The sequence below is a fragment of the Bacteroides sp. BFG-637 genome, assembly GCF_024793605.1.
Lineage (GTDB): Bacteria > Bacteroidota > Bacteroidia > Bacteroidales > Bacteroidaceae > Bacteroides > Bacteroides vicugnae.
Genome location: NZ_JANUPD010000002.1, coordinates 6,486,384 through 6,506,559, shown reverse-complemented (window position 1 = coordinate 6,506,559; position 20,176 = coordinate 6,486,384). Strand labels below are relative to the sequence as shown.

Genomic DNA, 20,176 nt, shown 5'->3' with positions numbered 1-20,176 from the left:
TATGAGACATAGAAAAAAATACATATTACTGTTCCTGCTTCTGGTTGTATGTGCCGGCTTGGTATTCTTTTATGGAATAAAAAGTGAGGGACAGGAAGACAAACAGGAGGTATTGTCATCAGTAGAGGATACTTATCAGGTACCTGAAGCTGCTGTGGACTCTGCCCGCCAGATAATTGGAGAAGTGGAGGAAAACGTGTCTCCAGCAGAGAATTCTGTGGAAAAGGTTGTGAAGAAGCCTGAAGAAAGACCAGTGGGGAAGTTTGTAGATAAAAAGCAGGCAGATAAAAGGCAGAAGGTTGCGTCTAAGAGAGAAGCAGTAGCTGTTCCGCCAGTTTCTTCAACGGATATAAAATTGGCTTCTGATGTTGTCAATACTCCTTTGAAGTTAGAAGGAACGATTTGTGACCTTGTATTGTCGGAGCGTAAACAGGATAGTAAAATAACAGCTGCACTTCCGGTTCACACGGTTGAAACAGTTAAAAGAGAGTTCGATTGGAAAAGTGATACGTTAGAGACCAAGCGAGGCATTGATTTATTGAGAATCAAAAGGGTAGGGCGGTTTGATCGTGGCATTGTGAATTATCGCTTTATGCCTAAAGGAAAATGGATATTTGGTACGGATTTTTCGTTTTGGGATTATAACAGTGAGGACTCCAAATTATTGTTTACTTATCTCGATGATTTTGATTTTGAAGCACGTACCATTAATGTGGCTCCTTTTATCGGTTATTTTTTCAAAGATAATCAGGTAGTGGGTGTAAAGCTCGGTTATAAGCATACGGACGGTCATTTAGGCAATGTTAGTTTTAAGATTGATGATGACGTGAATTTCACTCTCAAGGAATTGAAGTTGAAAGAAGAGTTGTATAATTGCACCTTTTTCCATAGCTCCTATATCGGGTTGGATCCGGGAAAACGTTTCGGATTGTTCAATGAAACCAATCTGCGTTTGGGATTCGGACATTCGGAGTTTACAAGAGGTTCGGGCGAGAGTTTGAAGAATACCAAAACGAATATATTTGAGGCACAGTTGGGGATTAATCCCGGAGTGGCTGTCTTTATTATGCAAAATGTGAGTGTGGAATGTAGTGTGGGAGTGATAGGCTTGAAATACCGTAAGGAAAGTCAGGTGAATAATCTTGGTGAGAAAGGTTCCCGTACGAACGGTGGAGCCAACTTTAAAATAAATTTGTTTGATATTAATTTAGGATTAACTATAAGTATGTAATCATGAAAAGTAAAGGCAGAAATAGACTTTTATCCTTAATTATATGCATTTGCATTGCATTTGCTTTTTCATCATGCGTCAAGAATGATTTGCCGTATCCTGTTGTCAGATTGTCTATTACCGGCTTTGAGGTGAATGGACAGATTGGTAGTGCAGTCATTAATAATGAAGAACGTACGGTGACAGTAGACTTGCTCGATTCTGTAGATTTGAAGAAAGTGATTGTCACCCGTTTCGATTATTCAGAAGAGGCTAATACGGATTTGAAGGTGAATACAACGATTGATTTGTCTTCTCCTAAAGAAGTGGTATTGTCTTTGTATCAGGATTATCGCTGGAAGATTATAGCCAACCAGACCGTCGAACGAGTATTTAGCGTCAAGAATCAGGTCGGAGGAGCCGTGATTGACGAAAAAGCTCGACAAGCTATCGTTTATGTCAATAAAAATACGATGCTCAACAAAATAACCGTGAAAGATTTGAAGCTGGGGCCGATCAGTTCTACCGTTTCGCCTGACTTTACCACTTTGAAGGACTTTACACAAGAGCAGAAAGTAAATGTGACATTTAAAGGAAAAACCGAAGAGTGGAGTTTGTACGCATTCATCACGGATAAGGTTGTCTTTACTAATTCGGCGGATGGCTGGACTAATGTAGCATGGCTTTATGGAGAAGGACAGGAGGATGTAGTGAACGGCTTTGAAATACGTGAAGCTTCATCAGAAGAATGGACAAGGGTAGATCAGGATATCGTTGTACAGAATGGAGTAAACTTCTATGTTTGTGTTCCGCATTTGAAAGCGGACACGGAATATGTATGTCGTGCTTTGGTGGATGGAACAGAAGATCGTGGTGAAGAGATTACTTTTAGAACGACTGCTGAGATTCCTTTAACAGGTGGTACATTTGATAATTGGAATCAGAGTGGTAAAGTCTGGAACCCGTGGGGAAGTAATGAAGCTCCTTTCTGGGATACCGGAAATCAAGGAGCTACAACCTTAGGTGACAGCAACTCTGTTCCTACCGAAGATATATGGTCGGGTAAAACAACCGGTAGGGCTGCGAAACTTGAGTCTAAGTTTGTGGGAGTGGGTTCTGCCGGGAAATTAGCTGCCGGTAACCTCTTTGTCGGTAAATATGTGGCAACCGACGGAACAAATGGTATCTTGAACTTTGGGCAATCGTTTTCTGCTTATCCTACTCATTTGAAAGGATATTATAAGTACCAGCCCGGAGTCATTGATAACTCTTCCATTGAATATAATTATTTAAAAGGAAAGACAGATACCTGCTCGATCTATATTGCCATTGGTGATTGGGATAGTCCGATTGAAATACGCACCAAACCTTCTAACCGGAAATTGTTTGATAAAAATGATAAGCATGTGATTGCTTATGCTGAATTTACATCGGGAACTCCGGTTGCTGTGTATAAGGAATTTGACTTGAAACTGGAATATAGGGCTACGAACAGAAAACCAACCTATATCGTCCTGGTATGTTCTGCAAGCAAATACGGTGATTTCTTTACCGGAGCGTCCGGTAGTGTGCTTTATGTGGATGAGTTTAGTCTGGAATACGATTATGATAACTGATTGGCTTTATAGCATATAACGAAGATAAATGGGTTCAGAGATATAAACTCTCTTTCCTTTTTCAAATCATCATTTTAATTTGTAAAATGGTATGTTATAAGTCCTTTTGGGTATATTTCTTTAAAAATAGAACAGAAACAAGAAAAATAGACCTTGCAAATATCTGAAAATAATAGTTACTTTGCACCTATGTTTTGAGAAAAAACATGGAAGATATTGTTTTATCTTCTTTAGAAGTGAGAAGTTTTTTTAAATTAAAAGAGAATGTTATGAAAAGAATTTCATTTTATTTGTTTGCAATGTTAATTGGCTCAATGAGTTTTTTAATGTCTTGTAGTGACGATGATGACGATGATACTACTGTTGCCTCTGAAAAGGTAGCTGGTACGTATAATGGTAATTTAGTTGTTAAGTTGGAAGGGCAGGAAGTAGCCAATGAGCCCAAATCTTTATCTCTGGTAAAGAATGGAGATGACGCAGTGGATGTAGTTATCAAAGATTTTGTTTTGAATGTATCTATAGGTGGGACTTCTATACCTGTAAGCTTGGGTGATTTAAAAGTGACGAAATGTGCGTTGACCCAGAAAGACGGTAAATCTACTTTCAGTGGTGCGACGGAATTGAAGGGAATAGAAGTTCCAATAGGTGCTGCGTCGATGTCTGTCGATTGTGCAATTGACATAACTGCTGCAACGGTGGATGGTAAGAATTTGAATTTGCCGATTGTTGTAGAGGTAAGTATGGCTGGAACAAAGTTAATGGATGTAAATGTTCAATATACTGGTGTGAAACAATAAAACAACAGGACTTTGAGTGTCATTAATGAACAGCCTGTAAGTAGGTTGTATTGATATATCAATGTGTGAGATTTGAACTGTAGATTCCCGCTGATTATTAAGAACAGAATATTTCTTTTTAATAATCAGCGGGAATTTATCTATTTTAGATGTATTTCTTTAAAAATGGAACAGAAACAAGAAATATAGACCTTGTGGGTATCTGAAAATAATAGTTACTTTGCGCCTGTAAAATTCAGGCATCTGTGTGATGGGAATATCACGTATTTGCTTTTATTAATTAAAAGTAGAATTTAGAAAATGAGAAAGAATTTATTTTATTACTTGTTTGCTGTATTGTGTACAGCGACATTGTTTACATCTTGTAGTGATGATGATAAAAATGGTAACAATGGAGGAGAAGGGCTCGGACTTAATAGTTTCGTGGTAGGAACTTATAATAGTCAGTTGAAAGTCTTCTTAGAAGGAGTGGATTTGACAGAAAGTGCCCCAATTTCTCAAAGAATATATGTTAAATCGGAAGACGAGAACAAAGTAATGGTGTCTTTGCGTAATTTTGCGATAGATATAGCTGGTACTCCTTTTACTGTAGGGGATATTGTAGTTGGTGGCGTTGTTTTGGAAGGTGATGCTTCTCAAGTAGTATTGCAGGAAACTAAGGCCACAATACAACATGCAGATTTGGGTACATTGGACATTACCGTATCGGGAAATGTGGTTGCAGAGAAAGTCAATATGACAATAAATGTAGTTCAACATATGCCGGAAGATCCGTCTACTACAATGAATATTGAAGTGAAAGTTACGGGTACCCGTATTAGTACGGAAGCGGATGATGCTGATTATTCAACAGTATTTGCAGGTTGGTATCCACGTACGGAGAATGGTTTTACTTGTGATTACACAGGTGAAGGATTTGAATTGACTGAACCTTCTAAAGGGATCACTATGGTGGCCAAAGGTTATAATAAAATTAGTATTTCATCATTTAATGTGTCTTTCCCTGTAAAACCTGAATTTGGGTCGGTTATTTCTTCTTATAAATATCGCTCATTGAAAACAGAAGAAGTGACCATCGAAAAACAAGCAGACGGTTCTTTCAGTATCGGAGAGTATAAAGGATCCATAGCTGCAGTTGCTAATAAAAGGGAGGCGGTAGAATATACAATTTCAGGTTCTATCAGCAGCGACAAAGAAATGACCTTGAAAATTAATATAAAGTCAGAAACATATAATGTAAATTATACATTTGTTTCTGGTGTATTAAAGACTGGGAAGGAATTATTGGACGTAACTATTAATGAAGATATACTTGCTTATAAACCTTCTATTGTTACTTCTTCAATGGGAGGCAACTGGATTATTCTTTATGCAAAACCGGATGCACAGGCAGAACAATTGAAAATTGTGCCGAAGTTAGTTGTTTCAGATGGTGCAAAGGTGTTTTATAATGGTGAACTTTATAACGGAGGTGTTATTGATTGTTCTAAGACGCAAAGAATAAATATTGTTTCAGAGAAAGATTACAGCGAAGGCAAGACAACTGGAGAAGAATATATTATATCTTGTGGTATTTTGAATTTTGCAACTGATTTGGAACAATGGGAATTGAAAAATAATACTGATGATGAAGATATGAAGTATTATGAACCGATTGGCGGATGGACAACTTCAAATCCGGGAGTTGAATATTTAAAATCAATGAGTTTTTTTACTAAATATGATAAAACAAAACCTTATGCTGTACACGAAGCAGCAGTAGGTTATTCAGGTAAAGCAGCTAAGTTGACAACACTTAATTCAAGTGGTTCAACCTTGGGTATGGTTCCATATGTTACTTCCGGTTCTTTGTTTAATGGGGTATTTATTACGGAAATTTCTAACACCTTAAAGAGTACACGTTTCGGACAGCCTTGTGATAGGGAACCGAAAACATTCTCTGGAGTTTATAAATATACAGCTGGAGAAAAATATTATGTATGTCCAGATCCGAAAAAAGCTAATGTAGCGAACTTGGATGAGTCAAAAACAGATGCGCCGGCTATGAATGCGGTATTGTATGAAGTTTCGGATTATATGACTGATTATTTAGATGGAACAAATTTGTTGGATCCTGATAATGATAAAATTGTAGCGATTGCTTCTGTAAAGGATGCTGGCGAGAAAGCAGAGTGGACTTCATTTAATGTATCGTTTGAATGGAAAAAAGGCATATCTTGGAATGCTTCAAAAAAATATAAACTAGCTATTGTGTGCTCTTCAAGTAAAGACGGAGATAAGTTCTCTGGTGCACCGGGTAGTACATTGTATATTGATGATTTGAAAGTGTCTTTTTAGAATTTCTTTCGTCAGTGATAAATAAAAATAAGCAGGAACTATTCCTGCTTATTTTTTTATCTACTATTCATTATCAATTAAATTATATGTTTAGTTGAATATATCTTTTTGATGCAGAAATGGACTAATCGCGCTAAAAATGACTAAAGACACAATAAAATTGAGTTCTTCTCTTTCACTTTCTTCACTAGGAGATAATTATCTGTCTAATAGGTGTTCTCGGTGAAGATACAAAGAGGAAATCTCTTCTTCACGCCTTCACAATCTTCACACTTTCACTGTTTGTACCTTCGCAGTTCATAATCTTCGCTTCAGCTATAATCTTATTAAATTAAATGGTTGACATATAAGAAACCGACTATTGTTGTCTATCTAGCTGACTGTAGTTGTCTAATCAGTCGACTATAGTTGACTAGGTAGACAACAGCAGTCGGCGATTAGCAAATAGAAACAAAATGTGCAGTAAATCAGTGACTTATCAGTAGTAAGGAAGGTTGGTTCTCATATTGAAAGAAAACAAATCTTTTTGCTAAACGTTTGACCAAAAAGCGGAAATTGATGAAAGAATCAAGCATCCGGTTAGTGAAGAGGGTGAAAGGGTGTGAAGAGTGAAAATAACACTGTTAATTCACAGGAAACATATGTGAATTAACAACTTTGTATTATGTGAAAGATGTGAATAACAAAATACATCATCTATTTAGGCTCTTAGTTTATTTTATATTGAGATCCATAAGATAAGAGTCTGTAGAATGAATTAGTTCATTTCGGCACCGGAATTAAATTAAAGTAGAAAGGCAGTCTTTCCTAAGACTGCCTTTGGGTATATTTATGATATATATTTTTTAATCCTACACAGACTCTTTAGTGTATTTATCTTTAGAATGCATATCCAAATCCTATATTTAAATAGATGGGATACATAGCAAATGAAATAGTTGTGAAATCCTTTTTGAAAATATCATTCAATCCCCATGTTAAATCAGCATGCAGATTTAAGTGTTTGTATGCTTTCCATTCTCCTCCTACTTGTAAACCCCATTGGAATTTGCGCAGATCATTGGAGAAGTCATAAGTTGCAATATTGTCACCTGTGAAATTAACTCTGTCACCAGTAGCGTCTGGAGATCGAAGATGTCCCTCATAAACATGGCCGGAGAAGTCCCCCTCCATCATATATGACATATAAGGTCCAGCAACGAGTTTCCATCGATCGTTGATTTTGTAGTTAGCTAGGATTGGTATTGTCAAAAGAGACATTTTAACTTTGGTTTTAACTCCTCCTGTCCAAAGTCCTTCAACTTTTCCACCAGTTTCGTTAAAAATTTCCATGCCATAGTTTTTTACTGAAGCTTCAGTAGTCATACTTTTGTTGTCGAGGCGGAGTCCTAAACTAAGTCCCCATTTTTTTTGAGCATCTAGCCATTTAGTTATATTTCCTTCCAAAGTAATCGAAAGTCCGGGTGAGTAGCTTTCAATTTTTCTGATTTCTTTGGGAAGAGGAAGTGGAGATGTTCCACCTATATTCACACCAGCTTTGAACTCATAATCTAATCCATGTAGGGAGGACCAAATAAGTCCTTTATGCTCATTAGATGATTGTGCACTAACTTGGCTAATACCGAAGAAAAGTGTAACTATACTAGCCAATATGTATTTTTTCATATGTTATTTTTTTAATTATTATTCGTTATTTTGTTCGTCTTCTTCACAGTGAATGGTTACTTCATCTATCCACAGAGTACTTCCTATTGAACCTTTGAAATTAGCTCCCTCTATACTTGAGGAGAAAACGACAGCAAGTTTATATTTACCTTCATCGAGAGCTGATTGTTCTATCTCTTTTCTATGTTCAAAAGGTATACTGAAGTGTGTCCATGTATCAGTCTCTTTCATCTCTGTATCGGAGATTCGGGCAATATATACTATTTTTTCCTCGGAATCAAAGTTGAGGTTGCCATCCAAAAAGTCATTAACATTGTCTGCTCTGTATAAAATAGCGTATATATCACCTTTGTCTTTGCCTTCCATTGAAGGATCTATCACAATCTTCGGAGGGCTCTGACTTTTATCAATGCCTGATATATATTCAGTTCCTGGCTTGAACTTATAATATCCTTCCAGTTTTGTAGGGTGCTTAAAAAATGGAAATCCAAATTTGGTCGCAGCTTTTGCATCTTTTAATGCGTTTCCAACTTCAAATGAACCAATGAAGAGGTTACCTGCTGCGATTGGCATACCAACCGTTAATCCAAGGCTTCCTGTGCCTTTAGTTTCCAGTTTCACACCTTTACCTATATATCCTTGGGTTTGAAGAGTTGGATAATCCATCGTGTTTTTCCCCATGCCGGTAAGCTGGAACCCTGGATTACCACTTGCCCATTGGAGCATTTCTGCTTTTTGTTGATTGAATTCATAAAAGATATGATAATTGTTGTTTCCGTCTTCTATGTTCTCAAAATGGTATTCAGTAGGAAGCTCTGATTTGATAACAGTGATGGTGTAGACCGCTTCTGTGGTACCACTTTCAGATGTAACTTTGAACATACGTTGATATTGTTCCAATGTTTGTTCAGATGTAATGGGAACTTTCGAAGTTGAAAAATCATATTTGGGAGCATCGTCATTCGCTAATGCATTGACAGGATTGATGCTAGCTCCATCAGGTAGTTCGAATTTGATTTCTAATGCAGACAAGTCGGTAGATTTAGATACATAAATAGATACTGTTTTGCTGTAAGTATTAATGTTAGCTAATTGGATATTGCTGCCGCTGCATCCGTCTATAGCTGCTTCAACATTTAGAGCTTCATCTTGAATACAGGAAGCAACTGCCAGACATAGTATCATTCCGGCGAATAATTTTTTTAGTTTCATCAGTCTGTTATAAATATTAAGGGGTTATACAGGGGGCAAAGATAGTTAAAAGAGTTGAATGGCTATTTCAGAAGAATGTTAAAAGAAAATTCGAGATTGACGGCAATACTATACAAAAGAGACTGTCTTAAAAATATAAGACAGTCTCTTTATCAGTAAAATATCTTTTTCTTTATTCTTTCAAAGCCTCTTGCAAATCAATACCCAGTGCTTTGGCAACACCTGTTCCGTATGCAGGATCAGCCTTATAACAGTTGCGCACATGACGTTGTTTGATAAACAATTCGGAGTCTCCCATGGCACGAGCTGTGTTTTCGAACAATAATTGTTGTTCTTCAGCCGGCATCAATCGGAATAAGTCACCCGGTTGGCTATAATAATCATCGTCATATTCCCGTTCGTTGTAGTTGTAAACTTCACCGGTAACTTTGAGTGGCGGTTCTTTCATGTCAGGAGAATCCTGCCATTCGCCGTAACTGTTCGGTTCATATCCTTTGGTAGCACCGTAATTACCATCTACGCGCATAGCACCGTCACGATGATAGGCGTGGAAAGGACAACGAGGTTTGTTGACCGGAATTTGTTCTGCATTCACTCCTAGCCGATAACGCTGTGCGTCGCCATAAGAGAATAAACGACCTTGTAACATTTTGTCGGGAGACAGACCAATACCGTTTACAATATTCATCGGGTTGAAGGCAGCTTGTTCCACTTCAGCAAAATAATTTTCAGGGTTACGGTTCAGTTCAAGGATGCCGACATCTTGTAGGGGGAAATCTTTGTGAGGCCACACTTTAGTCAGGTCAAACGGGTTGATGCGGTAGTTGTCCGCTTCTTCCTCCGTCATTAACTGAATTTGGAATAGCCATTTTGGATAATCCCCTTTCTCGATACTCTCGAAAAGGTCGCGTTGATGAGATTCACGGTCTTTGGCAACAATTGCTTCTGCTTCCTGATCTGTTAGGTTCTTGATGCCTTGCAAAGTACGAAGATGGAATTTAACCCAGATACGTTGATTTTCTGCATTGATAAAACTATAGGTGTGACTGCCGAAACCGTGCATGTGGCGATATGAATAAGGAATACCGCGAGGACTCATAGTAATGGTAACCTGATGCAGAGCTTCAGGCAAAAGTGTCCAGAAATCCCAGTTGCTGTTCGGGCTACGCATATTCGTTTTCGGATCCCGTTTGATGGCATGGTTCAGATCCGGAAACTTAAGCGGATCACGTAAGAAGAATACAGGAGTGTTGTTGCCCACCAAATCCCAGTTACCTTCTTCCGTATAAAATTTCATGGCGAAACCTCGGATGTCACGTTCTGCATCAGCAGCTCCACGCTCTCCGGCTACAGTAGAGAAGCGGACAAAACATTCTGTTTGCTTTCCGACTTTACTGAAAATTGCTGCACGGGTATATTGGGTAATGTCATGAGTAACGGTAAAAGTACCGTAAGCTCCCGAACCTTTAGCGTGCATACGTCTTTCCGGAATAACTTCACGATCAAAATGGGCAAGCTTTTCAATAAGCCAGGGGTCTTGTAACATTACAGGTCCGCGTTGACCTGCAGTTTGCGAATTCTGATTGTCGGCGATGGGACGCCCGTTCGCTGCAGTAAGTTTTTTCTTTTCCATAAAATAGATTCTTTTTAGTCGGAAGTAAAGTATAAACAAACCGTAGTTTTTCATTCTTTTATTCCGGAGTTTATAATATATAACAAAGATAGGCTTCTTTTGCTCGCTTGTCAAACAGATAATTTCTATCTAAAGATAGAGAATAACTATGAATTGTGTACGTATTGCCTGTTATTTATTTTTCTACATAAAAAAACTCCCGCACTTCCTTTCGGAAGACGGGAGTTTTTAAATAAACTATAGCTTATATCTCTTTTGCTGATTATACGATACCTTGTGCCATCATTGCTTTAGCAACCTTCATGAATCCGGCTACGTTAGCACCCTTCACATAGTTTACGTATCCGTCAGCTTCTGTACCGTACTGAACGCAAGCTTCGTGGATATTCTTCATGATACTCTTCAGTTTTTCGTCTACTTCTTCAGCACTCCAACTTAATTTGATAGAGTTTTGAGTCATCTCAAGACCTGATACTGATACACCACCGGCGTTAGCAGCTTTACCCGGAGCATAAAGGATTTTTGCATCCTGGAATACTTTGATAGCTTCCGGAGTAGAAGGCATGTTAGCACCTTCAGATACTGCGATACAGCCGTTTGCTACCAACTGACGGGCGTGGTCACCGTTCAATTCATTTTGAGTAGCAGAAGGAAGAGCAATATCACATTTCTCACCCCAAGGTTTAGCTCCTTCTACATATTTACAACCATATTTTTCTGCATATTCACGGATACGGCCACGGTACAGATTCTTCAGTTCCATGATGTAATCCAGTTTTTCACGGTCGATACCGTCCGGGTCGTAGATATAACCGTCAGAGTCAGAGCAAGTAACTACTTTGCCACCTAGTTCGATTACTTTTTCGATTGTATATTGAGCAACGTTACCAGAACCAGAAACCAGACAAACTTTACCTTTCAAGTCAGTGCCTTTTCTCTTTAGCATTTCCATCAGGAAGTAGATATTACCATAACCGGTAGCTTCCGGACGAATCAGTGAACCGCCGAATTCGCGGCCTTTACCTGTGAATGTTCCGGTAAATTCATGAGCCAGTTTCTTATACATACCGAACATGAAACCTACTTCGCGGCCACCAACACCGATATCACCGGCAGGAACGTCAGTTTCAGGACCGATGTGACGCCACAGTTCCAGCATGAATGCCTGTACGAAACGCATTACTTCGGCATTTGACTTTCCACGAGGAGAGAAGTCGGAACCACCTTTACCACCACCCATTGGCAGAGTAGTCAGCGAGTTTTTGAATGTTTGTTCAAAGGCAAGGAATTTCAAGATAGAAAGGTTCACAGATGCGTGGAAACGGATACCGCCTTTGTAAGGGCCGATTGCGTTGTTATGCTGAACACGGTAACCCATATTGGTTTGAATATTACCTTTATCGTCCATCCAAGTCACGCGGAACTGGAATACTCTATCAGGAATACACAAACGTTCGATCAAGTTTACTTTATCAAACTCCGGATGTTTGTTGTATTCTTCTTCAATCGTAGAAAGTACTTCTTCTACTGCTTGATGATATTCCGGTTCATTGGGAAATCTTCTTTTCAGATCGTCTAATACCTTTGCTGCATTCATAATCTTTTTTTTCTTTAATTGGTTGATATAAATAAAGTGCTAATTTGACAATTTGCTAATATACCGTTTGACTATGTGCTTTTGTGCTATATAGCAGATTTGCACATCTGCATATGGGTACATCGGATATTTATTTTCGGTTGCAAAAGTAAAGATAAAAATTGAACTGGCAAACATTTTATAAAGAAAAATGCGATAAAACATCAAATTTGATATTTTATCGCATTAAAAGTAGGAAAAAAGATATTTATTTGTTCTTTTTGATCGACTTATAGACAGGAATAAATACTAATGCTGCCGAAATGCCAAGCATTACTACTGTCATCCCGTCAATTCGTTCGGCTTTTGTCAGAACTAGATAGCAAAGCGCCAACCAAAGCAGGCTGATGCAAACTATTTGTGATTTGGATAACGGACGTTTCATTTACCTGCTCTTTTCTTTTTGTCAACGATGGCGTCGATCACGGCTACAGCTGTGATATTGACAATGTCGCGGACAGAGCTTTCGAAATCGGTGAAATGAATAGGTTTGTTCAATCCCATCTGGATAGGGCCGATGAATTCCGTATCCGGATCCATTGCTTGCAATAGCTTGTAACCGGCGTTTGCTGAACTCAAATTCGGGAAAATCAATGTATTTACATCTTTGCCTTTCAGGCGGGTAAACGGATATTTGGTATCACGCAATTCGCGGTTCATGGCAAAGTTAACCTGCATTTCACCGTCGATAGCCAGTTCCGGATATTCTTCCTGCATATGGGCAACAGCTTCGTGCACTTTTACAGGGCTACCTGCGGTATCAGCACCGAAGTTGGAGTATGACAACATGGAAATAACCGGCGTGTGATTGAAGAAACGAACTGTTTTATCAGACAGTTTAGCGATGTCAATCAATGTTTCCGTATCCGGGTGGCGGTTAATCAGTGTGTCTGCCAGGAAGTAAGTACCTTTCTTGGAGTTCAGGATATGCATTGTTCCGAAGTGTTTGAAGCCCGGTTGGATGCCGATTACTTCTTTGGCCACTTTGATCGTATTGCTATATCTTGTATAAAGTCCGGTGATGAAAGCATCCGCATCTCCGGTTTCCACCATCATCATACCGAAGTAGTTGCGTTCGAACATCTTATCGTTGGCTTCTTCATAGGTAAAGCCTTCGCGTGCACGTTTTTCTGCAAGAATACGTGAGTAACGTTCGCGGCGTTCCGATTCGTCCGGGTGACGGAGATTGACGATTTCAATACCTTCCAGACTAAGATCCATTTCTTCTGCCAGTTTTCCGATAGCTTCGTCGTTTCCTAATAAGATAGGATGGCAGATACCTTCGGCTTTCGCTTCAACGGCAGCTTTCAGCATATTCGGATGGATACCTTCGGCAAATACGACACGTTGCGGTGAACGGCGGGCTGTATCATATAGTTGGCGAGTCAGTTTGGACTCATAACCCATCAATTCGCGCAGATGAACACAATAAGCATCCCAGTCTTTGATTTCAGTGCGAGCCACTCCGCTTTCCATAGCAGCTTTTGCCACTGCACAGGAAACTTCAGTGATGAGGCGTGGATCTACCGGTTTCGGGATAAAGTATTCCGCACCGAAAGAGAGGTTGTTCACGTGGTATGCCGCATTGACTACATCGGGTACCGGCTGTTTTGCCAGGTTAGCGATAGCGTGTACGGCTGCAATCTTCATTTCTTCGTTGATAGCTTTAGCGTGAGTATCCAAAGCGCCGCGGAAGATATACGGGAAACCGATTACATTATTAATCTGGTTCGGATAGTCGGAACGTCCGGTAGCCATCAGTACGTCAGGACGTGCTGCCATGGCGTCTTCGTAAGAGATTTCCGGTGTCGGGTTAGCCAATGCGAACACGATCGGCATCGGAGCCATGCTGCGCACCATATCCTGGCTTAACACGTTTCCTTTCGACAGGCCGAGGAATACATCTGCACCTTTGATGGCTTCTTCCAGCGTGTGAATATCCGTGCGGTCGGTTGCAAAAAATCTTTTCTGTTCGTTCAGATCCGTGCGCGCTTTGCTGATAACACCTTTACTATCCAGCATGACGATGTTTTCGAGACGTGCTCCCAGTGACACATACAATTTAGTACAAGATACGGCAGATGCACCTGCACCGTTCACAACGATTTTTACATCTTCGATTTTCTTTCCGGCCACTTGCAGGGCATTCACCAAACCGGCACTGGAGATAATAGCAGTACCGTGCTGGTCGTCGTGCATGACAGGAATATCCAGTTCTTCTTTCAGGCGACGTTCGATTTCAAAACATTCAGGAGCTTTGATGTCTTCCAGGTTGATACCTCCGAAAGTAGGAGCAATAGCTTTTACTGCAGCAATGAATTTCTCCGGATCTTTTTCATCCACTTCGATGTCGAAAACGTCGATACCCGCGTAAATTTTGAAAAGCAGACCTTTACCTTCCATTACAGGTTTACCGCTCAATGCACCTATATCACCCAGTCCGAGTACGGCTGTACCGTTGGAAATAACAGCCACCAGATTACCTTTAGCTGTATATTTATACGCATCCTGCGGATTCTTCTCTATTTCGAGACAAGGTTCTGCTACACCGGGAGAATATGCGAGTGATAAGTCGGTTTGTGTACTGTAAGGTTTGGTAGGCACTACCTCAATCTTACCGGGTTTGCCCTGTGAATGATAGAGCAAAGCGGCTTCTTTCGTTATTTTAGCCATGGTATTTATGAAATTTGTTAATAAGTTATCATTTGACCGCAAATGTAGGAATAAAAGTTCGAAATTGTAGCTGTTGATTAATAATTTCTATTAATTTTATAGCAAAATGGCTGAATTTATGATATGATATGTCAAGGATGTGTTTTTGTATTCTATTCCCTTTTAAATGCTATGATATTGATTTATTGAAATTTTAACAAGTGCTTTGGTTGTCGGTTTTAGTTATTTCGCTATTTTTGAATCGATATATGATTTAACCTTATTTTATAATGATTACCACCCAGCAACTCCAATTGTTGAAAGAAGGAAATAAAAATGCTTTTGAAGCATTGTATCGTGGATACAGTGCTCGCATTTACAATTTTGTCCTTTCTATGGTGAGCAATGCCGGGGTGGCGAAAGATATCACACAAGATATTTTTCTCCATATCTGGGAGAAGCGGCTTAATATCAATCTGGAAGGTAACTTTGACGGCTATCTTTTTAAAATATCCCAAAATATGGTATATCATTATGTGAGACGCGAACTTCTGCTTCAAAATTATGTAGACAAGCTTTCGGATGAGTCATCTGACGAATCCGTAGAGATAGACGAAGAACTGGATTATTTGTTTTTGGAAGAATATATCCTGAAACTTTTAGAAGAATTGCCTCCAGCACGCCGGGAAGTTTTTATGCTTTACTGGAAATCAGGGTTGAACTATCGTGAGATAGCCGACCAGTTGAATATCTCGGAAAAGACTGTTGCCACACAGGTGCACCGTTCTTTGGATTTCTTGCGTGACAAATTGGGAATAATTGCTTTTTCAGTCTCTCTCTTCTTACACGATATCTAATGTGAAAGCTTTAATAAAAGTTAATATCTGAATTATTTCGATTTCTCTGTAGTCCTTTTCTGTCTCTCAAGACTAGTATAAATAGAACAGGAAAATTATGGAGCAACACGATTACATAGTACTATTGGAAAAATTCTTCAAGAAGGAGGCCTCTTCTGAAGAAAGAAGGATACTTATTGAATGGATTCGTAAACCGGGAATTCGTGATGAGTTTAATCTGCTTTGCGAGCAAATGTGGAAAGAAGCAGCCGTCGAAATCGATAGGACAGTGGAAGAAGAAATGTGGAACCATCTGCAGAGGAATTTGGATGAGTCCAAGATACTGTCTCCGAAGAAACGGCGCTGGCAACCTATTATATATAAGGTGGCAGCCACCATCTTATTACCGGTTTGTTTAGGACTGGCCGCTTACTTTGGGGTAGAACATATGAATAAGGTGTCACAGGACCCTTTCATGGTGGTAGTCGATTATGGACAGAAAGCGAATCTGACTTTGCCTGATGGAACGAAAGTCTGGTTAAATTCGGCCACTCATCTTTCTTATGATGCGGAGTACAACAAATCCGACCGGAAAATCTATTTGGATGGAGAAGCCTATTTCGAAGTGGCGAAAAACAAAGAAAAACGTTTTATCGTCTGCTGCAATGATCTGGAGATAGAAGCGTTGGGAACTACCTTTGATGTGAAAGGTTATCGTGACGATCATTCTGTCACGACACTGCTGGCAGAAGGAAGCGTCAAGGTTTCTAATAAAACGGATGCTACCTTGTTGAAACCCGGAGAAAAGGTAGAATACCATAAGAACAAGCAGACATTTACTAAATCGGCAATCTCGGATATGCGTGAAATCGACTTTTGGCGGAACAATATGTTGATTTTTAATTCATCATCTTTAGCGGAGATCGCGACTACGCTGGAGCGGATGTACGGAGTGAAAGTCGTGTTTGACTCCGAAAAACTGAAGAACGTGCTATTTTCCGGAACCATCCGGAATAGCAGCTTGCATAATGTATTTTATATTATAAGCCTTACTTATCCTTTAACCTATGAGTTAGAAGGAGATACGGTGAGAATAGGAAGTAGTATTAACTAAAAAAGACGATTTATGGAAGACACCTCATAAAAAACAAAGAGGGTAGAATTATGTAGCAGCATAATTCCACCCCGAAATCAAATACGGTTTATACATGATAGTAAAAAGAGTTTTTCCTTATACGGATAAGGGAAAGGGAATCCTTTTTGCTTCACGATTTTACAAAGATAATAAAAAGTCTAATTTTCAGACTTATATTTTAAAGAATTTAAAGCTAATTACTAATGAGAAAACAATTACATATCATATTCAGGCTTGTTATGTTTAGTTGTATCTTGCTGTTTGTGTCTCAAGAGGTAAGTGCGCAGATCACTTTCTCTGTGAAGAATCAGACGATACGTCAGACGATACGAGTGATTGAAAAGAAGGCCGATTACAGCTTCTTTTATACAGATAAGCTTCCCGGATTGGACCGAAAAATTTCATTGACAGTGAGCAATGAAAGTATTGATACGGTTTTAGAAAAAGTTTTCAAAGGATCATCTATTAGTTATAAAATAGAATCGGGTAAGCAAGTGGTGCTTACTCTGAAGAGTGAACAGAACGCCCCTCAGAAAGGCGATAAGAAAACAATCACAGGTGTTGTTGCCGACCGGAGGGGAGAACCTTTGATTGGTGTCACGGTGAGAGTGGAAGGAGAGAATATTGGAACTGCTACCGATATAGACGGTCGTTTTTCTTTGGAAGCTCCTGTGGGGGCAAAGGTCAATTTCTCCTATATCGGTTATGTTTCCCAGTCTCATACGGTCAATAAGCAGAATGTATATAATGTGTCATTGAGTGAAGATTCGCAGGTACTGGAAGAGGTAGTCGTGGTGGGATATGGTTCTATGAGACGGAAAGATATCACTACTGCGGTATCTGTCGTTTCCACGGCAGACATTGAAGAACGTCCGATCATGACAGCTGCACAGGCTATTCAGGGAAAAGCGGCCGGCATTCAAGTCGTGCAGCCGTCGGGTATGCCGGGTTCCGGAGTAACGATCCGGGTGAGAGGAGCCACTTCGGTACAGGCGTCTAATGAACCGCTGTATGTGGTGGACGGTTTGCCGTCAGATGATATATCGAATATCAGTCCGAATGATATTGAAAGTATGCAAATTCTGAAAGATGCCTCATCGGCTGCTATTTACGGAGCACGTGCGGCAAACGGAGTAGTGTTGATTACGACTAAAAGAGGAAAGATCGGTGCACCACAAGTGAAAATGAGTGCTTATGTAGGTTTCTCTAAATTAGGAAAAAAAATAGATGCGTTGAATACGGAGCAATATAAAGACTTGATGAAAGACTTGAAAGCTGTTTCGGATGTTGCCCCCAACATCCCCGAAAGTGAAACGCGCTATGTGGACTGGACTGATTTATTCTTCGGTACGGGTGTCAATCAAAACTACCAGTTGTCTGTGGCAAATGGAACCGAGAAACTGCAATATTTTGTTTCCGGAGGTTATTCCGATGAACAGGGTATCGTGGAGAAAGCACACTTCAACCGGTATAATTTCCGTGCAAACTTGGATAGCGAGCAGACCAAATGGTTAAAAATGGCACTCAATTTTGCATATTCGCATACAGGCGGACAATGGGTGAACGAAAGCCGCAGTTCTTTGCGTGCCGGTTCCATCTTGTCCGTTGTGAATACTCCTCCGTTTATGCAGAAGTGGAACCCGTATGATCCGAACGAATATGACGAACAGGCTTACGGTGCACGCATCTTGAATCCGCTGGCTGCCAATGCGGCAGACAGTAACACGAATACAGATCATATAAATGGCTCACTCGGCTTCACGGTTGACATACTCAAAGGACTGAAGTTTAAAACGACTTTCGGCATTGAACTGACCAATGAACATTGGGACTACTATCTGGACCCGATTTCAACTTCGGACGGACGGGGTACAAAAGGACGTGTGGAAGAGAGTTTCTCACGAAACTTCGAATGGCTTTTTGAAAACTTACTGACTTATGATTGTTCATTCAACAAACATAACTTTTCCATTTTGGGAGGAGCTACTCAGCAGCGTGCACAATATAACGGTTCGTGGATGGCAGGTTTCGACCTGGCAGAGTCTTATCCCGATATTCATTCCATCAGTGCCGCCAACCAGTTGGATAAGGATGCTTGCGGTTCTTCTGCTTCCGCATGGACGCTGGCCTCTTTTCTGGGTCGTGTAGCCTACAATTACGACAGCCGTTATTTGCTGACGGTTAACTTCCGTGCAGACGGTTCTTCCCGTTTTGCTCCGGGACATCGTTGGGGTACTTTCCCTTCTGTTTCCGCAGGCTGGAGAATTTCAGGTGAAAAGTTCATGCAACCTTTGCAGGACATTGTTACCGACCTGAAACTACGTGCCGGATGGGGTATGAACGGTAACCAGGGCGGTTTTGGAAACTACGCTTACATGGCTTCTATGAGCGTCAGTAAACTGCCCGTTTCGGAGGGAAACTTATATCCGGGGCTTGCCATTAAACCCGGTTCGGCAGCCAATAAAGAACTGACCTGGGAAAAAACAAGCCAATGGAATCTGGGACTTGACCTGACCATGTTTGATTCCCGCTTATCCTTCTCGGTAGATGCTTACTACAAGAAGACCACCGATTTGCTATTGACAGTCAGCCTGCCGGAGAATGTAGTGCCGAGCAGTGTGACAAGAAATGACGGTGAGATGGTGAATAAAGGTATGGAGTTCACTCTCTCTTCCCAGAATTTTAAAGGTAACTTCCAGTGGAATACCGATTTCAATATATCTTTCAACCGGAATAAGTTGACGAAGCTCGGCTTGAATAAAGTCTATTATTATGCTGAAATGTACGAATCCAAGGAGAAAGCCGTCATCCTGAAAGAAGGGCTTCCGTTGGGAACATTCTTTGGTTACATATCAGAAGGTGTTGATCCGGAAATCGGAGATATTATCTATCGTGACTTGAATGGTAACGGTTTTATCGATCCGGAAGATCGTACCACTTTGGGAAATGCCCAGCCTAAGTTTATTTACGGTATGACGAATACATTCTCGTATGCCGGTTTCGACCTGTCTATATTTTTGCAGGGAAGTCAGGGCAATAAGATTTTTAACGCGTCGCGTATTGATATGGAAGGCATGACAGACTTTAGAAACCAGTCGGTTCGTGTGTTGGATCGTTGGAAACGACCGGGTATGATTACCAATGTCCCCCGCGTTGGTAATACAGAGAATAATCATAACTCCTCCCGTTTTGTAGAAGATGGATCTTATCTGCGCCTGAAAACAGTCACTTTATCCTATAGTTTTCCTAAGAGATGGTTGAATAAGATACATCTGTCCAGATTGCAGGCTTACGTCACCGGACAGAATCTCTTCACACTGACAAAATACAAAGGATACGATCCTGAAGTAAATGCTTTTGGCGGAGACTCCGTTGCTCAAGGAGTGGACTATGGTACTTATCCTCAATCGAGGGCGGTAATTTTTGGTTTGAATGTTGAATTTTAAT

Annotated in this window: 13 protein-coding genes; 7 read left to right on the top strand and 6 right to left on the bottom strand. The window is 40.2% G+C overall.

From position 1 onward, the window contains the following. Position 1 precedes the first annotated feature (1 nt). From NXX38_RS25730 to NXX38_RS25715, 4 genes are all read left to right on the top strand, one after another. Positions 2-1,231 carry a hypothetical protein gene (locus NXX38_RS25730; protein ID WP_258981639.1) on the top strand — a complete coding sequence of 410 codons (1,230 nt, stop codon included), beginning with the start codon at positions 2-4 and terminating at the stop codon, positions 1,229-1,231. 2 nt (positions 1,232-1,233) lie between these two features. Next, positions 1,234-2,826, top strand: a complete 1,593-nt coding sequence (locus NXX38_RS25725) for a PCMD domain-containing protein (protein ID WP_195650701.1) — start codon at positions 1,234-1,236, stop codon at positions 2,824-2,826. A gap of 206 nt (positions 2,827-3,032) precedes the next feature. Then, on the top strand, positions 3,033-3,623 hold the full coding sequence (locus NXX38_RS25720) for a calycin-like domain-containing protein (RefSeq protein ID WP_258981636.1): 591 nt from the start codon (positions 3,033-3,035) through the stop codon (positions 3,621-3,623). 300 nt (positions 3,624-3,923) lie between these two features. Next, the gene (locus NXX38_RS25715; RefSeq protein WP_258981634.1) at positions 3,924-5,960 is read left to right on the top strand and encodes a PCMD domain-containing protein; all 2,037 of its coding nucleotides are present in this window, start codon (positions 3,924-3,926) and stop codon (positions 5,958-5,960) included. An 879-nt stretch (positions 5,961-6,839) separates the two neighbouring features. Here NXX38_RS25715 and NXX38_RS25710 read toward each other — a convergent pair. The 6 genes from NXX38_RS25710 to NXX38_RS25685 form a co-directional block, all read right to left on the bottom strand. Then, on the bottom strand, positions 6,840-7,625 hold the full coding sequence (locus tag NXX38_RS25710; RefSeq protein WP_217721668.1) for a porin family protein: 786 nt from the start codon (positions 7,623-7,625) through the stop codon (positions 6,840-6,842). An 18-nt stretch (positions 7,626-7,643) separates the two neighbouring features. Next, positions 7,644-8,837, bottom strand: a complete 1,194-nt coding sequence (locus NXX38_RS25705; RefSeq protein ID WP_217721667.1) for a PCMD domain-containing protein — start codon at positions 8,835-8,837, stop codon at positions 7,644-7,646. Positions 8,838-9,009: 172 nt separating this feature from the next. Then, entirely contained in the window at positions 9,010-10,470 is a 1,461-nt protein-coding gene (locus NXX38_RS25700; RefSeq protein ID WP_258981631.1) for a catalase, read from the bottom strand. A gap of 262 nt (positions 10,471-10,732) precedes the next feature. Beyond that, positions 10,733-12,067, bottom strand: a complete 1,335-nt coding sequence (locus NXX38_RS25695) for an NADP-specific glutamate dehydrogenase (RefSeq protein ID WP_074707838.1) — start codon at positions 12,065-12,067, stop codon at positions 10,733-10,735. A gap of 247 nt (positions 12,068-12,314) precedes the next feature. Next, positions 12,315-12,491: a hypothetical protein gene (locus NXX38_RS25690; protein WP_004297674.1), complete on the bottom strand. Its 177-nt coding sequence runs from the start codon at positions 12,489-12,491 to the stop codon at positions 12,315-12,317. Further along, positions 12,488-14,779, bottom strand: coding sequence for an NADP-dependent malic enzyme (locus NXX38_RS25685; protein ID WP_074707841.1), 2,292 nt, complete (start codon positions 14,777-14,779; stop codon positions 12,488-12,490). Before NXX38_RS25685 ends, NXX38_RS25690 begins: the two co-directional genes overlap by 4 nt. A 269-nt stretch (positions 14,780-15,048) precedes the next feature. Between NXX38_RS25685 and NXX38_RS25680 the strand changes: the two genes are divergently transcribed. From NXX38_RS25680 to NXX38_RS25670, 3 genes are all read left to right on the top strand, one after another. Further along, on the top strand, positions 15,049-15,615 hold the full coding sequence (locus tag NXX38_RS25680) for an RNA polymerase sigma factor (protein ID WP_074707844.1): 567 nt from the start codon (positions 15,049-15,051) through the stop codon (positions 15,613-15,615). A gap of 97 nt (positions 15,616-15,712) precedes the next feature. Continuing rightward, on the top strand, positions 15,713-16,708 hold the full coding sequence (locus NXX38_RS25675) for a FecR family protein (protein WP_258981629.1): 996 nt from the start codon (positions 15,713-15,715) through the stop codon (positions 16,706-16,708). A 224-nt stretch (positions 16,709-16,932) separates the two neighbouring features. After that, positions 16,933-20,175, top strand: a complete 3,243-nt coding sequence (locus NXX38_RS25670) for a TonB-dependent receptor (RefSeq protein ID WP_258981627.1) — start codon at positions 16,933-16,935, stop codon at positions 20,173-20,175. Position 20,176 lies beyond the last annotated feature (1 nt).

Coding starts and splice junctions, on each gene's coding strand:
- NXX38_RS25730 (WP_258981639.1), top strand. CDS start 2: ATGAGACATAGAAAAAAATACATATTACTGTTCCTGCTTCTGGTTGTA.
- NXX38_RS25725 (WP_195650701.1), top strand. CDS start 1,234: ATGAAAAGTAAAGGCAGAAATAGACTTTTATCCTTAATTATATGCATT.
- NXX38_RS25720 (WP_258981636.1), top strand. CDS start 3,033: ATGGAAGATATTGTTTTATCTTCTTTAGAAGTGAGAAGTTTTTTTAAA.
- NXX38_RS25715 (WP_258981634.1), top strand. CDS start 3,924: ATGAGAAAGAATTTATTTTATTACTTGTTTGCTGTATTGTGTACAGCG.
- NXX38_RS25710 (WP_217721668.1), bottom strand. CDS start 7,625: ATGAAAAAATACATATTGGCTAGTATAGTTACACTTTTCTTCGGTATT.
- NXX38_RS25705 (WP_217721667.1), bottom strand. CDS start 8,837: ATGAAACTAAAAAAATTATTCGCCGGAATGATACTATGTCTGGCAGTT.
- NXX38_RS25700 (WP_258981631.1), bottom strand. CDS start 10,470: ATGGAAAAGAAAAAACTTACTGCAGCGAACGGGCGTCCCATCGCCGAC.
- NXX38_RS25695 (WP_074707838.1), bottom strand. CDS start 12,067: ATGAATGCAGCAAAGGTATTAGACGATCTGAAAAGAAGATTTCCCAAT.
- NXX38_RS25690 (WP_004297674.1), bottom strand. CDS start 12,491: ATGAAACGTCCGTTATCCAAATCACAAATAGTTTGCATCAGCCTGCTT.
- NXX38_RS25685 (WP_074707841.1), bottom strand. CDS start 14,779: ATGGCTAAAATAACGAAAGAAGCCGCTTTGCTCTATCATTCACAGGGC.
- NXX38_RS25680 (WP_074707844.1), top strand. CDS start 15,049: ATGATTACCACCCAGCAACTCCAATTGTTGAAAGAAGGAAATAAAAAT.
- NXX38_RS25675 (WP_258981629.1), top strand. CDS start 15,713: ATGGAGCAACACGATTACATAGTACTATTGGAAAAATTCTTCAAGAAG.
- NXX38_RS25670 (WP_258981627.1), top strand. CDS start 16,933: ATGAGAAAACAATTACATATCATATTCAGGCTTGTTATGTTTAGTTGT.